General features: G+C 36.2%; 13 protein-coding genes. 1 reads left to right on the top strand and 12 read right to left on the bottom strand.

What is annotated here, in order from left to right:
• Positions 1 to 44: 44 nt before the first annotated feature.
• From ACIQ2S_RS05090 to ACIQ2S_RS05040, 11 genes are all read right to left on the bottom strand, one after another.
• Positions 45 to 179, bottom strand: coding sequence for a hypothetical protein (locus ACIQ2S_RS05090; RefSeq protein WP_396173500.1), 135 nt, complete (start codon positions 177 to 179; stop codon positions 45 to 47).
• Positions 179 to 1,510 carry a cytochrome P450 gene (locus ACIQ2S_RS05085; protein WP_396173498.1) on the bottom strand — a complete coding sequence of 444 codons (1,332 nt, stop codon included), beginning with the start codon at positions 1,508 to 1,510 and terminating at the stop codon, positions 179 to 181. Before ACIQ2S_RS05085 ends, ACIQ2S_RS05090 begins: the two co-directional genes overlap by 1 nt.
• Positions 1,511 to 1,527: 17 nt before the next feature.
• On the bottom strand, positions 1,528 to 2,553 hold the full coding sequence (gene ruvB, locus ACIQ2S_RS05080) for a Holliday junction branch migration DNA helicase RuvB (RefSeq protein ID WP_396173496.1): 1,026 nt from the start codon (positions 2,551 to 2,553) through the stop codon (positions 1,528 to 1,530).
• A gap of 122 nt (positions 2,554 to 2,675) precedes the next feature.
• Positions 2,676 to 4,478 carry a cbb3-type cytochrome c oxidase subunit I gene (locus ACIQ2S_RS05075; RefSeq protein WP_396173493.1) on the bottom strand — a complete coding sequence of 601 codons (1,803 nt, stop codon included), beginning with the start codon at positions 4,476 to 4,478 and terminating at the stop codon, positions 2,676 to 2,678.
• Positions 4,479 to 4,506: 28 nt separating this feature from the next.
• A complete protein-coding gene (locus ACIQ2S_RS05070) occupies positions 4,507 to 5,661 on the bottom strand; it encodes a cytochrome c oxidase subunit II (RefSeq protein ID WP_396173491.1) in 1,155 nt (384 codons plus the stop codon).
• Positions 5,662 to 5,680: 19 nt separating this feature from the next.
• The gene (locus tag ACIQ2S_RS05065) at positions 5,681 to 7,018 is read right to left on the bottom strand and encodes a quinol:cytochrome C oxidoreductase (protein ID WP_396173489.1); all 1,338 of its coding nucleotides are present in this window, start codon (positions 7,016 to 7,018) and stop codon (positions 5,681 to 5,683) included.
• Positions 7,019 to 7,044: 26 nt separating this feature from the next.
• Entirely contained in the window at positions 7,045 to 7,608 is a 564-nt protein-coding gene (locus tag ACIQ2S_RS05060) for a c-type cytochrome (protein ID WP_396173486.1), read from the bottom strand.
• 9 nt (positions 7,609 to 7,617) lie between these two features.
• Positions 7,618 to 8,142 carry a DUF3341 domain-containing protein gene (locus ACIQ2S_RS05055; protein WP_396173483.1) on the bottom strand — a complete coding sequence of 175 codons (525 nt, stop codon included), beginning with the start codon at positions 8,140 to 8,142 and terminating at the stop codon, positions 7,618 to 7,620.
• A gap of 21 nt (positions 8,143 to 8,163) precedes the next feature.
• Positions 8,164 to 9,564, bottom strand: coding sequence for an NrfD/PsrC family molybdoenzyme membrane anchor subunit (gene nrfD / locus ACIQ2S_RS05050; protein ID WP_396173481.1), 1,401 nt, complete (start codon positions 9,562 to 9,564; stop codon positions 8,164 to 8,166).
• Between the two features lie 34 nt (positions 9,565 to 9,598).
• Positions 9,599 to 12,664 carry a TAT-variant-translocated molybdopterin oxidoreductase gene (locus ACIQ2S_RS05045; protein WP_396173479.1) on the bottom strand — a complete coding sequence of 1,022 codons (3,066 nt, stop codon included), beginning with the start codon at positions 12,662 to 12,664 and terminating at the stop codon, positions 9,599 to 9,601.
• A 32-nt stretch (positions 12,665 to 12,696) separates the two neighbouring features.
• The gene (locus tag ACIQ2S_RS05040) at positions 12,697 to 14,040 is read right to left on the bottom strand and encodes a c-type cytochrome (RefSeq protein WP_396173477.1); all 1,344 of its coding nucleotides are present in this window, start codon (positions 14,038 to 14,040) and stop codon (positions 12,697 to 12,699) included.
• A gap of 217 nt (positions 14,041 to 14,257) precedes the next feature.
• Between ACIQ2S_RS05040 and ACIQ2S_RS05035 the strand changes: the two genes are divergently transcribed.
• Positions 14,258 to 14,647 (top strand): SPOR domain-containing protein, encoded by a 390-nt coding sequence (locus ACIQ2S_RS05035; protein WP_396173474.1) that lies wholly within the window; start codon positions 14,258 to 14,260, stop codon positions 14,645 to 14,647.
• A 57-nt stretch (positions 14,648 to 14,704) separates the two neighbouring features.
• On the opposite strand, the gene ACIQ2S_RS05030 is transcribed toward ACIQ2S_RS05035, so the two are convergent.
• The coding region (locus tag ACIQ2S_RS05030; RefSeq protein WP_396173472.1) for a translation initiation factor IF-2 at positions 14,705 to 15,468 on the bottom strand (764 nt) is incomplete at its 5' end.

Raw genomic sequence — 15,468 nt, 5'->3', positions numbered from 1 at the left:
ATCCATAGCTTTCTACCAAATAATTAATTTTTCAAATTTAAAACTCATTTAAATGAAATTAAAATTAATACCTTTTGTCTTTCTTTTATTACCATCTCCCATCTCCCATCTTCACGCTTCCATCTCCCATCTCCCATCTCCCATCTTCCCGCTTCCATCTTCCCGCTTCCATCTTCCATCATCTACTTTTAAATTCCAAAACAGCGTTATACGGTTTCAAAGTAATTAATGGTTTAATTTGAATGGGTTCTTTCTTTTCAATAATTTCAAATTGTTCGACCAAAGCAATAATGGCTAAAATCATTTCATACATGGCGAAATTATTTCCAATACACATTCTTGGACCAGCTCCAAAAGGGAAATAATTTTTAGAAAATTTGGTGTTTTCATCTAAAAAACGTTCCGGAATAAATTCCTCCGGATTAGTCCAAAAATCAGGATGTCGATGAATTTCGAACACAGAAAATAACAAAGTAGAGCCTTTTGGCAGAAGTATTCCATTAAAAGAATCTTCTTCAATATTCACCCGGTCAATAAAATAAGCCGGCGGATACAATCGCATCGATTCTTCAATAACTAGTTTTGTATAGGTTGCATTTTTAATCCAATGCATGATGTCATCCGATTCATTTTTTATTCGTTGAATTTCCTCTAAAATTTTCACTTGCGAATCAGGATTTCGAGCTAATAACTCGCACGTAAAAGTCAATGCATTGGAGGTGGTTTCGTGACCGGCTGCAAATAAAATTAAAATTTCATCAACTAGCTGATTCTCTTCCATGCTTGTGCCATCTTCATAAGTAGCACCTAACAGCATGTACAATAAATCATCATGCTTAGTGTTGCTTTGCTTCCGTTCTTCAACCAATCTTTTTAGAATGATCCTGGAGTTTTGAGTCAAATCTAAATGCTTCTTGGTTTTTCCTGATAAATTAAACCACCAAACAAGAAAAGGTTGCCTTAGTTCTTGAACCAACATTTTTTGGGTCGCCTCTGTAGTATGTTGCAAAGAAGCTATATCAGCGTCTGAAATCGCAATATTAAAAATAGATTTTACAACGGTTTGAAAAGCTAAATCATTAAAAACAGGAAAAACATCCATTGGCTTTCCGCTTTTGATGTTTTTTAACTCCTCTAAAATCGTCTGTTGAATAGTATCCAACAACAAGACAAGTTGACTTTTATGAAAAGCGGGTTGAATTAATTTGCGTTGTCGTTGCCAATGTTCTCCTTCAGCTGTTAGCAATCCCTTTCCAACGTATTTAGCCAAATCTTTTGTTTGAATGTAGGACTTCGTATAATTTTTTTGATTCTTCTGAAGGGCATGTTGCAACAATCCCGCATCTCTACAAAACAGCACCGATTTACCTAATCCAATATTCAAACGAAAAATATCTCCTAGCTTTTTAAAATTCTCCGAATGAAAAGGCAATGGGTTTTTTAAAATGTTATTCGCATGATTAAGAAACCTAAAAAAAGAAACTTCAGGAATTGATTTGGGTAAACTCATAGTTTTTTTGCTTCTGGCTATTCAAATAAACCCCCTTGAATAGTGGTTCTAATTTTACCGAGGTGTTTATATGCCTTCTCCGTAACTTCTCTCCCTCGAGGAGTTCTCATAATAAAACCTTCTTGAATTAAAAAGGGTTCATAGACTTCTTCAATGGTTTCACCACTTTCTGAAACAGCAGTTGCCAAAGTGGATAATCCTACCGGACCACCTTTGAATTTATCAATAATGGTCGTTAAAATCTTATTGTCCATTTCATCCAAACCGTGTGCATCAACATTTAGAGCCTTTAAAGCATAACGAGCAATTTCAATATCAATTTTTCCATTGCCTTTTATTTGGGCAAAATCTCGCACTCTACGCAGTAATGCATTAGCTATACGCGGTGTTCCACGACTTCTTCCGGCGATTTCTATTGCAGCTTCCATTGAAATAGGCACTTTTAAAATACTCGCACTTCGTTGAACGATGGTAGTAAGTAATTCAGTGTTATAATATTGCAGGCGACTTTGAATTCCGAAACGAGCACGCATTGGTGCTGTTAATAATCCGGAACGGGTAGTTGCACCTACTAGTGTAAAAGGATTTAAATTGATTTGCACGGTTCGGGCGTTCGGCCCTGATTCTATCATAATATCAATTTTAAAGTCCTCCATGGCTGAATATAAATATTCTTCAACTATGGGACTCAAGCGATGAATTTCATCGATAAAAAGGACATCTCTGTCTTCCAAATTTGTAAGCAATCCCGCTAAATCGCCGGGTTTATCTAAAACGGGACCGGAAGTAATTTTAATACCAACTCCTAATTCGTTTGCTAAAATATTAGCTAAAGTAGTTTTTCCTAAACCGGGTGGTCCGTGAAACAAAGTGTGGTCTAAGGCTTCCTCTCTTTGATTGGCAGCTTCAACAAACACTTTTAAATTCTCAAGAACTTGGTCTTGTCCTGCAAAATCTTCAAAGGAAAGCGGCCGCAGCTTTTTTTCCAAATCCACTTCGTCAGGGTTGTAGTTATTTTTCGTTGGGTCTAAATAGTCATTCATGTGAACAAAGATAAGAATTGTTTGGAGTGTTTACTTGAAATTAACCGTTGCCATAAAGATAAATAAAAAAGCCCTTTCAAAAAAATGGAAGGACTTTTAATATGAATTAATAATGCAAAAATCTAATGATGTAATTGTTCTTCATCAGGACCCATAGGTACCGTTTGCGGCACGAAATCTTCATCATGACCCGGTTTGCTGTAGTCATAAGGCCATCTGTGAACTTCAGGAATAGCACCAGGCCAGTTACCATGCATATGTTCAACAGGAGCGGTCCATTCTAATGTGTTTGATCTCCAAGGGTTCATTTCGGCTTTCTTACCATAGAACATACTATGGAAGAAATTCCAGATAAATACCAATTGGAACGCACCGCCTACTAAAGCAAACATAGTAATGATAACGTTTACATTTTGTAGGTCATCAAACAATGGGAATGCTGTATTGGTGTAATATCTTCTTGGTAAACCCGCCATCCCAATAAAGTGCATTGGAAAGAAAACTCCATAGGCACAAACTGCAGTTACCCAAAAATGCACATATCCTAAATTTTTATTTAACATTCTACCAAACAATTTTGGGAACCAATGATAAACCCCTGCAAACAATCCGTACAAAGCAGAAATACCCATTACCAAGTGGAAGTGAGCAACTACAAAATAGGTATCGTGAACGTTAATATCCAGCGTGCTATCTCCCAAAATAATACCTGTTAAGCCTCCCGTTATAAAAGTTGAAACCAATCCAATTGAGAAAAGCATTGCAGGGTTTAACTGCAAATTACCTTTCCACAAAGTGGTGATATAATTAAATGCTTTTACAGCAGAAGGAATTGCAATTAATAAAGTCGTAAAGGTAAACACCGAACCTAAGAATGGATTCATTCCCGAGATAAACATGTGGTGACCCCAAACAATCGTAGACAAAAATGCAATTGCAATAATTGAAGCGATCATGGCACGGTAACCAAAAATTGGTTTACGTGAATTGGTTGCAATAATTTCAGAAGTAATACCCAAGGCAGGTAATAATACAATATAGACCTCAGGGTGACCTAAAAACCAAAAAAGGTGTTCAAATAAAACAGGTGACCCTCCTTGATAATGCAATACCTCACCGGCAATAAAAATATCGGATAAGAAGAATGATGTTCCAAAACTTCTATCAAAAATCAATAAAAGAGCGGCAGATAATAAAACTGGGAAAGATACGATACCAATAATAGCAGTTACAAAAAAGGCCCAAATTGTTAAAGGCAATCTTGTCATAGACATCCCTTTGGTTCTTAGATTAATTACTGTAACCACATAATTTAACGACCCCATTAAAGAAGATGCGATGAAAATAGCCATGGACACCAACCAAAGTGTCATACCCATTCCAGAACCGGGAATCGCTTGAGGCAATGCACTTAATGGGGGATAGATTGTCCAACCTGCAGAAGCAGGCCCTGATTCAACAAATAACGAACTCAACATGATTACACTCGATAAAAAGAATAACCAATACGAAATCATATTCAAGAACCCGGAAGCCATATCACGAGCTCCAATTTGAAGAGGAATTAATAGATTACTGAAAGTTCCGCTCAAACCTGCCGTTAGCACAAAAAATACCATGATGGTTCCGTGAATCGTCACCAAAGCCAGATAAATATCATTTTGCATGACACCGTCCGGGGCAAATTTATCACCTAAAAATACATTAAATATTTTAAAAGACTCTTCAGGCCAAGCCAACTGCATTCTAAAAAGCAGCGACATTCCTATACCTATAATACCCATAACCAAACCAGTGATTAGGTATTGTTTGGCAATCATTTTATGATCGATACTAAAGATATACTTCGTGATAAAAGTATCTTTATGGTGGTGTTCATGCTCGTGTCCGTGATCGTGGTCGTGTGCGTGATCGTGTGCTGACATAGTAGAGGTTTTTATTTTTTTAAATTATTTATTTAACTATAACTTGAGCCAAGGACGTAGAATCTGCAACAGGTGCAACTACTTCTTCGGGTTTCACTTCTTTTGATTCTTGATCTGCTTTCATCACTTGGGCAAACGTTTGTTTTTCTTTCAGCCAAGCATTAAATTCTTTAGGCTCAGAAACAACAATTTTCATTTGCATGTTGTAATGCGATTTTCCACAAATCTTATTACATAACAACAAATAATCAAACGTGTAAGGCTCTAAAGCTTCTTTTCCTTCGGCTACTAAAAGTTTACTTTTTTCAACTCTAATTTTATTAATTTCAGTTACTTTCTCTACAATTTGCTTAGAATCTCTCATTTCTGCAGTTGTTTGAGAAGGAGTAAAAGCAAATTGAGTTACCATACCGGGAACACAATTCATTTGTGCACGGAAATGAGGCATATAAGCTGAATGCAACACATCTTGCGAACGAATTTTAAACAAAACTTTCTTACCTTTTGGTAAATGCAATTCCGTTGCTTGAATATCATCTTGTGCGTTTGGGTCGGCAGCATCCACTCCTAAAGTGTTGATTCCTTCAATATAACGAACATTTGCTTTACCAAGCACATTATCTTCGCCTGCATAGCGTACTTCCCAACCAAATTGTTTCGCATAAATCTCAACAACCATTACATCTTCTGTTTCTTCATCAACAAACATAATATTGGTCCATGCATACAAACCGTAAAGGATTAAACCGGCTAGAGTAATTGCAGGAATCACACTCCAAATCATTTCTAATTTGTTATTATCTGCAAAATATAGTGCTTGATTGCCTTTTTTACCTCTATACTTAAAAGAAAAATAGTGCAGTAATGCCTGAGTAATTGTTTGAACAAAGAATATAAGAATCATTGAAATCCACATCAAACGATCCACTTCAACTCCATGTTCAGATGCTGAATTACTCATTAATGGGAAATGACCATACTCTACTACACAAAAAATGGTTGTTAAATAAATGAATACTAAAAAAGCAAACATTAAATAGCCATTTACATTATTATCATTGTCATTTGCAACCTGAGAGTTATCAGCGTGACTGCCTATTTGAGTTAAATCAAATATTTTGGTTAACTGCCAAATGGCAACTGAAACTAAGGCTAAAACAACTAGTACTAACAAACTTGTCATCTGTCTAAATCTTTAAATATTAATAATGAAAATGTTTACTCTCTTCAATAAATGGATTCCTCTTAGGTAGTAAAGGTGATTTAGTTAAAGCCGTAAATACTACTAAAATAAATAAACCAAGGAAGAATAATAACGATCCGATTTCTCCTGCTCCAATAAACCATTTGTCACCCACGGTTGCAGGCATAATCATGTTGAAGAAATCGATGTAATGTCCGAATAAAATTACTACACCTCCCATAACAATTATCCAAGTAATTCTCTTAAAATCTGTATTGATTAATATCAGGAATGGGAAAATAAAGTTCAAAGCTAACATTCCGAAGAATGGTAAATTGTATTGCTCAATTCGGGTAACAAAATAAGTAACCTCTTCAGGTATATTTGAATACCAAATCAACATAAACTGTGAAAACCATAAATATGTCCAGAAAATACTAATACCGAACATGAATTTAGCTAAATCATGAATATGACTGGTATTAACATATTCTAAATATCCTTTAGATTTCAGATACAATGTAGTTAAAGCGATTACAGTAATTCCACTTACAAAGAAAGAAGCAAAAACATACCATCCAAACAAAGTAGAAAACCAGTGTGGGTCAACCGACATGATCCAATCCCATGACATAATAGATTCTGTAACAATAAAGAACACTAAGAATGCAGCGGACATTTTGAAGTTTTTCTTGTAAAAAGAATTGTCTGAAGCTTCATCTTGTGCCAAGCAATTTTTTCTTGAAAAATAACGGTATAAATTCCAACCGATTAAGAAAATAGCCGCTCGGATTAACCAGAAATACTCATTCAAATAACCTGATTTATTAGCAATTAACTTGTCATATTTGATATTTTTCGGGTCTAATAATTCAGAATCCATCCAAACAAATAAGTGATTGTAATGAAAAGCAGATAAAACCAACAAAATAAAGAAAATGACTGATCCTACGGGTAAATAAGCTGTTAATCCTTGCATAACTCTAAATAAGACAGGCGACCATCCAGCTTGTGCTACATTTTGAATGGCATAAAAAGCTAAAACCCCCAATGAAATTAACATGAAAAACAAAGCAGCAACATATACAGCTGCCCAAGGCTTATTTTTCAATTGATGTAACACATGTTTTAAATGCTCTTCGTGTTCTGCGTGAGCTTTTGCATCATGAGCATCATGTCCTGCAGTTGCATGAGCATCATGAGCAGCACCATGTCCGGCATGAGCATCTGCAGCAAGAATTTTTTCTACATCTGCCGTTGTTTTTGGTGCAGAAATAAAACTATATCCAATTCCCAAAACTCCAACTATCATTAGAACAAAGGAAAACATCTTTAATTTACTTGAAAAGGTATACATATCTTTTACAATCTAGTTGTCAATAATTATAATTTACTTTTTAACTGAAGTACGTAATCAGTTACTAACCAACGCTCATGTTGCGATAATTGATTCGCATGTGAACCCATTGAATTTAATCCGTAAGTAATCACGTGAAATACACTACCTTCAGTGATCGGACGATCAGCATAACTTGGCACTCCTAAGAATTTTTCTCTTTCTACCAACTTACCTTTTCCGTTTCCTTGTTCACCATGACAAATGGCACAATAAATACCATATAATTCTTTGCCTTTAGCAGCCTCTTTTTCAGAAATTGAATCCAAAGGTGATAGTGAATTAAGTTTTGCTAACTCGTAACCGGCCGTTGAATTTTCATAATCATATATTTCAAACCCTCTTTTCACAGTTCCAACAGGTGGCTCTTGAGCGGTTTGCCCTTGCAATTGATTTTTCCCATTGAATGCATCTGATTCTGCATAGGTTTCATAGCCTACTGACTCATACATGTTTGGAAAAAACTGATAATTTGGACTTTTCGTATCAGAACAAGAAGTAACCGAAACGGACAATCCAACTATTACTATTATTTTAACTAAGCTTTTCATAGTTTTATATTAATGCTTTTCAACTACTTTAATTTCTACTGCTCCGGTTCCTTTCAGGAAAGAGGCCAATTCATCTTCGTTATTGTTTACGGCTACTTCCATTAAAAAATGGTCATCTGTAGTTCTAACATCCGGATTTTCTGCTTGTTTAAAAGGCCATAATTTACTTCTCATATAAAAAGTAATTACCATTAAGTGAGCAGCAAAGAAAACGGTTAATTCAAACATAATAGGCACAAATGCAGGCATGTTTTCCAAATAACTAAAACTTGGTTTACCTCCAATATCTTGCGGCCAATCTTGAATCATAATAAAATTCATCATCCAAGTAGCTACACTCAAACCAACAACGCCATACATAAAAGAGGCAATTGCTAATCTTGTTGGAGCTAACCCCATCGCTTTATCCAATCCGTGAACCGGAAAAGGAGTATAAACTTCTTCAATATGATGATGTGCTTTACGTGTTTCTTTCACGGCATCCATCAGGATGTCATCATCATTATATAGTGCTTGTATAACTTTAGTACTCATAATTTCTTACTACTAATTATCTTAATGATTGTGATGTCCTTCTTCTTCTCTTCTTTTTTTGTAAAACTCACCTGAAGATTTCAAGATTGTTTTTACTTCCGCTTGAGCAATCACAGGGAAAGATCTCGCATATAAAAGGAATAATACAAAGAAGAATCCAATTGTTCCAATAAAAATTCCGATGTCAACAAACGTTGGGGAGAACATCGTCCATGATGACGGAAGGTAATCTCTGTGTAACGATGTTACGATAATTACAAAACGCTCAAACCACATACCTATGTTTACTACAATCGAAATAATGAAGGAGAACATGATGCTCGTTCTTAATTTCTTGAACCACATGAACTGAGGAGAGAACACGTTACAAGTCATCATCGCCCAATATGCCCACCAGTAAGGACCTGTAGCTCTATTTAAAAACGCATACTGTTCATATTCTACACCAGAATACCAAGCCACAAATAACTCAGTAATGTAGGCAACACCTACAATCGAACCTGTAATCATGATTACAATGTTCATTAATTCGATATGTTGAATAGTGATATACGCTTCTAATTTGGATACTTTTCTCATGATAATCAACAAGGTGTTTACCATTGCGAAACCTGAGAAAACGGCACCTGCCACGAAATAAGGAGGGAAAATAGTTGTATGCCAACCCGGGATTACCGATGTAGCAAAGTCAAAGGATACAATCGTGTGTACGGAAAGTACAAGAGGAGTTGCTAATCCGGCAAGAACTAACGAAACTTCTTCAAAACGTTGCCAGTCTTTTGCTCTTCCGCTCCATCCAAATGATAAGATGGAATACACTCTTTTTGTAAAAGGTGTTATCGCTCGGTCTCTTAACATTGCAAAGTCAGGAAGCAAACCTGTCCACCAAAAAACTAGTGATACAGAAAGATACGTTGAAATTGCAAATACGTCCCAAAGTAAAGGTGAGTTAAAGTTTACCCATAAAGAACCAAATTGGTTTGGAATTGGTAACACCCAATATCCTAACCATGGGCGACCCATGTGAATGATTGGAAATAAACCCGCTTGCATTACTGAGAAAATGGTCATTGCTTCTGCAGAACGGTTAATCGCCATTCTCCATTTTTGACGGAAAAGTAAAAGTACCGCTGAAATCAATGTTCCAGCGTGACCGATACCAACCCACCAAACGAAGTTAGTGATATCCCAAGCCCAACCAACAGTTTTATTTAATCCCCATGTTCCGATACCGGTAGAGATGGTGTATATCATACAACCTACTCCCCAAAGGAAAGCGGTTAATGCGATTGAAAAGACAATCCACCATTGTTTATTTGCTCTTCCTTCAACAGGAGCAGCGACATCTACTGTTACATCGTGATATGATTTATCACCTATAACTAAAGGTTTTCTAATGGGTGCTTCGTAGTGAGACGACATAATCCTTTATAGTATTTCTTATTAATTTAATTGACTAAGTATTTCTAACTTTTACGTGATAGAATACATTCGGTTTAGTTCCAACATGTTCTAACAAATGATACATACGATCATCTTCAACCAATTTGGCAACTTCACTTTCTTTGTTGTTTACATCTCCAAAAGCAAGAGCACCCGTTGAACAAGCATTTGAACAAGCCGTTTGGAATTCGTCAGCATTGACTTGACGACCTTCTTTTTTCGCTTTTAATATAGTAGCTTGTGTCATTTGAATACACATTGAACATTTTTCCATAACCCCTCTTGAACGAACATTCACATCCGGATTCAACACCATACGACCTAAATCATCGTTCATATGGAAATCGAATTCATTGTTTTTGTTGTATAAGAACCAGTTGAAACGACGTACTTTATACGGACAGTTGTTGGCACAATAACGAGTACCCACACATCTGTTATACGCCATATGGTTTTGACCTTGACGACTATGAGAAGTTGCAGCAACCGGACAAACTGTTTCACATGGTGCGTGATTACAGTGCTGACACATGACAGGTTGGAATGCAACTTGAGGGTTATCCGCTGGGCTTTCTAACTCTCCAAATCCACTTAAGGACCCTTTATCACCAGTCAAACCGTTAAACTCATCTTTTTTCTTGTTATCCCCTGCAAAAGTATCTTCTGAAGAATAATATCTGTCAATACGCAACCAATGCATATCTCTACTTCTTCGTACTTCCGTTTTTCCAACAACAGGAACGTTGTTTTCAGCATGACATGCAATCACACATGCTCCACAACCGGTACAAGAATTTAAGTCAATTGACAAGTTGAAATGATGTCCAACACTTCTGTCGAAACTTTCCCATAAATCAACTTTAGTAGCTTCAATAGGTTTGTGATCCATTGAGACCATTGGTGGTGGGTTCCATTTCTTAGTATCTTTTTCGTTTAAAAAGATATCAAGAGTGGTTTCTTTAATAATATCTCCACGACCCATCAATGTTTTTTGCAACTGAACACATGCAAATTCATGTTCGCCACTTTCTAATCCAATTGATGCAAATTGTGTTGCATTAAATCCTTTATATAAAGTATAAGCATTCACACCTACTTGCATTGCTTCTTTCAAAGCTGCTTTTTTACCATAACCCAATGCTAGACCAATAGTGCCTTTAGCTTGTCCTGGTTGAATAATCACAGGAACTCTTTCAAGTTTTGTCCCACCAACTGTAACAGTTACATAGCTTCCGTTCAATCCGCCATTGGCAACATTATGATTTTCAACACCGTATTTCTCAGCATCAGCTTTTGAAATGGTTAAATAATTATCCCATGAAGCTCTAGTAATAGGATCCGGGAATTCTTGTAACCATGGGTTGTTGGCTTGTTGTCCGTCACCCATACCGGTTTTGGTATATAAATTTAATTCTAATTCACCACTTGATTTTGCTTGTGCTAGTGCGGAAGCTGCTGCTGAAAAATCAGCCCCGGTTGCAACATTTGAAGAAACAGTTGCCGAAACAAATATTCCATCATGCACTGCTTGATTCCAAGTTTTACCAACTAATACTCCAGTCCATGATTCTTTTAAATACTCATAGTACGTTTTAGCATTTCCGTTCCAAACCAATAAATTATCTTGTAATTGACGTGTATTGAATAACGGACGAATCGTTGGTTGCGTCAAACCATAAGTTCCTTTGATGATTTGCACATCACCCCAACTCTCTAAATAATGAGGAGCTGGAGCTGCAATCGTTGTTAAAGAAGCTGTTTCATCTTCTTTCAAAGAAATAGCAACAGAAAGTTTTGCTTTTTTCAATCCATCCGCAAAGGCTTTACCTTCTGCTAAAGTATAAACCGGATTCACTCCACTCATAATAAGTGTGTGCACTTTCCCACCATTTAAGTCAGCCACTAACTGCGCAACTGCTTGGTTAGAACCTTTTCTGATTTGACGAGTCTGATTTGGATTGAAAGCTTCACTGTTTAATTTAGCATTAATTGCTAGAACCAACAATTGCGCATTTTTATCATCGATACCGGAAACTAAAACTCCTTTAGTTCCAGATTGATTTAATTGTCCTGCAATTTTAACAATTTCAGCTTCGTTTGATAATTTACCAACAGCAACAGGAGTTCCTGTAACAATGCTAAAAATCTTTACTAAAGCTTGTTTTTGTTCTGCAACCGACATTGGAATTCTTTTATCGGCAGCTGCACCTGACAATGTCATGTTTGCTTCCATTTGGATATGCTTCGACATTTTCCCTTGTTTAGGAACTCTTCCTTGAGCATACGCCTTATCGTAACCACCACCTTGCCAATCTCCTAAGAAATCTGCTCCAACAGAAACAATCGTTGAAGCTTTTTCAAATTCATATTCAGCTAAAGCTCTTTCTCCATACACTGCTTCAAAAGCATCTAAGGCTTCTGAAGAAGAAACTGCATCATAAACGACATGTTTTGCAGTTGGATTATTTACTAGAAATTCACTTACTAATTTTTCTGTAGAAGGACTAGCTAAAGTACCCGTTAAAAGAATTACTTGTGCTCCTGTGGCTTTTGCATCAGCCAAACTAGCTTTTACTTTTGCATCCACATCGGACCAAGTTGCGTCTTTTTGATCTACTTTAGGTTGTTTCAAACGCATATTGTCATACATCGATAAAACCGAGGCATGAACACGTGCATTTGCACTAAATTTAGCACCTTCAATCGTGTTGTTTTCTATTTTGATCGGACGACCTTCGCGTGTTTTTACTAATAGATTAGCAAAATCAAAACCGTCGAACATAGAAGTTGCATAATAATCAGCTATACCAGGAATAATTTGTTCCGGTTGAACCACATAAGGAATAGATTTGATTACCGGCCCTTCGCAAGCTGCTAACGAAGCGGCAGCTGTACTAAAACCAACGTACTTTAAGAAATCACGTCTAGTTGTTGAAGAGTTTGACAAACTGTCTTTATCTCCCAAAAACTCATCCGTTGGAATTGCTTCCACAAATTCGTTATTTCTTAACGTCTCAACAATAGAACTATTTTCATTTAGTTCCTCAACACTTTTCCAGTATTTTTTGTTTGATGACATACTGTATATATATTAGCTTCTTAATAAATTAATTAATAGTGACATTTTCCACATTCTAAACCTCCCATATCGGCAGCAGTCAATTTGTCTTTGCCATATTTTTTAGAAAGTTCTTCGTGAATTTTTTTGTAGTACTCGTTGTCTTTCAATTTCACTTCTGTTTCACGGTGACAATTGATACACCAGCCCATTGTGAGCGGAGCAAATTGTTTTTGATACTCGTACTCTTCAACCGGACCGTGACATGTTTGACATTCAATTCCGGCAACAGTTACGTGTTGAGCGTGATTGAAATACACTAAATCAGGAAGGTTGTGAATACGCACCCATTTTACCGGCTGTGTTTTACCTGTATACTTTTGATTTGTTTTATCCCAACCCACGGCATCGTATAATTTTTGGATTTCTTGGTTGTAATCCACGCCATATTCTTTTCCTTCAGCCAGTGTAGTTTCGGCAACCTCAGCAATATTTTTATGACAGTTCATACAAACATTTAAAGAAGGAATACCAGAATGTTTACTGTCTCTAGCGGAAGAGTGACAGTATTTACAGTCAATTCCATTATCACCCGCGTGAATTCGGTGGGAATAATGAATCGGTTGTATAGGTTCATAATTTTGGTCTACGCCAATTTGCATCATCCATCCATACACAAAATAAGCCCCCGACAATAAAAAGAAAATAACAGTTACTAAAACTAAAAATTGGTTTTTAGCAAATGCTTTCCAAATAGGAAGTGAAGGTTCTTTTTGAGCAGCTTCTATTCCATTTGCCTGTGCAATTTTAGTCAATACATTTCTTACCAAGAAAAGCATTACTACCAACATTGCTAAAACTAAAGCTAAAGCACCAAGGATAACTTCGTTTGAAATTCCACTTTCAGCACCTTTGGCAGTTGGGTCAGTACCCGCAGCAGCAGTTGCAACAACTTCAGCTTTAGGCTCCATTGTATAAGCAATGATATTATCAAGATCTGCATCTGATAACTGAGGGAAAGCAGTCATTGGAGACTGGTTAAACTCATTGTAAATTTTATTTGCTCGTTCGTCTCCCGATTTAATTAACTCGGCACTGTTACGAATCCATTTGTACAACCACTCTTTTTCATATTTGGCACCAACACCTCTCAATGCAGGACCTGTCATTTTTGCGTCTAGTTTATGACATGCCGCACATTGTGCGTTGAATAGTGCTTTTCCTGCAGCAACATCACCGGAAGCCATTGCAGCAGGTGCTGTTTGAGCAGCCGGAGCAGCAGCATCTGCCGGAGCAGTTGCATCTTGAGCAAAAAGTTGAATTGAAAAAGTCAGCATTAAAGCTAAACTGAATTTTAGTACTTCGGAAATCGAATTATGGTTACCCACCTTTTTCATATAAGTAGTTATAATTTGTCGACTGATTTTGGTATGATTTTTTCTATAGTCCTCAATAAAACATCCATTTTATTCAAAACTTCGACAAAAATACGACTTATGAACTATTCTCAAAACCTTAAAATACTCCTAAAACGTAATTTATATTTATTCTAAATAATTTTTTATTTTTTGTTTAAAGTCATTCGTAGTACATTTGTATTAAAATCAAAACTTTATGAAAATATTCAAGTCTCAATCCTCCAAATTTCAACTGATAATTGTACTTCTTTTTATTTTACCGGTGGCTGTTTCTGGGCAAACGGTTACTGTTGAGCAAGACCCTCAAATTGAACAATTACTAACAGAAAAAAGGACTATTAACTCTTCCATTACGGTATCTGATCGATGGAAAATTCAAATTTTTACAGGTGATAATGAAAATTCGAGAAAGGTTTTGACTGAATTTAAAAAAGAGGTAAAAACAATTGATTGTACGATTATTTTTCACACACCTTCTTATAAAGTTTGGGTGGGTAATTTTAAAACTCGAATTGAAGCAGAAAGAAATTTAATTGAAATCAAAAAGAAATATCCCAATGCATTTTTGATCAAGCCAAATAAATAGCAGTTTTTTCAAACAAAAAAATCCCGATCGGGATTTTTTTATGACTAAAAGCGACTCTTATTTCAACTTTTTCTTTACTTCTACTTGTTGGAAACATTCAATCAAATCGTTGATTTCAATATCATTGTATCCTTTAATCTGCATACCACAGTCGTACCCTTTAGAAACCTCCTTTACATCGTCCTTGAATCGTTTCAAAGCAGTTAATTCACCTGTATAAATAACAACACCTTCACGAATCAAACGGATTTTAGCATTTCTGATAATCTTCCCTTCAATAACCATACATCCGGCAATTGTTCCAATTTTTGAGATTTTAAAAGTCTCTCTGATTTCTGCTGTACCTGTAACTTCTTCTTTCATCTCCGGTGACAACATTCCTTCCATCGCATCTTTCAGGTCATCAATTGCATCGTAAATGATTGAATATGTCTTGATATCAATCTCCTCTTTATCTGCTAGTTGTTTCGCATTACCGGCAGGTCGAACATTAAATCCAACAATAATTGCATCAGAAGCCGAAGCTAATAATACATCTGATTCTGTAATTGCACCAACACCTTTGTGAATAATTTTGATAGATATTTCTTCAGTTGATAGTTTAGAGAAGGAATCTGATAATGCTTCCACAGAACCATCCACATCTCCTTTAAGAATAATATTCAATTCTTTAAATTGTCCTAAAGCAATACGTCTTCCAATTTCCGCAAGTGTAATGTGTTTTTGCGTACGAACCGATTGTTCACGCATCAACTGTGTGCGTTTTGCCGCCACTTGTTTAGCTTCTCTTTCGTCTTCGTAAACATTAAACTTATCACCGG

The organism is Flavobacterium sp., assembly GCF_044371705.1.
Taxonomy (GTDB): Bacteria; Bacteroidota; Bacteroidia; order Flavobacteriales; family Flavobacteriaceae; genus Flavobacterium.
This window is presented reverse-complemented; position numbering and strand designations above follow the sequence as displayed.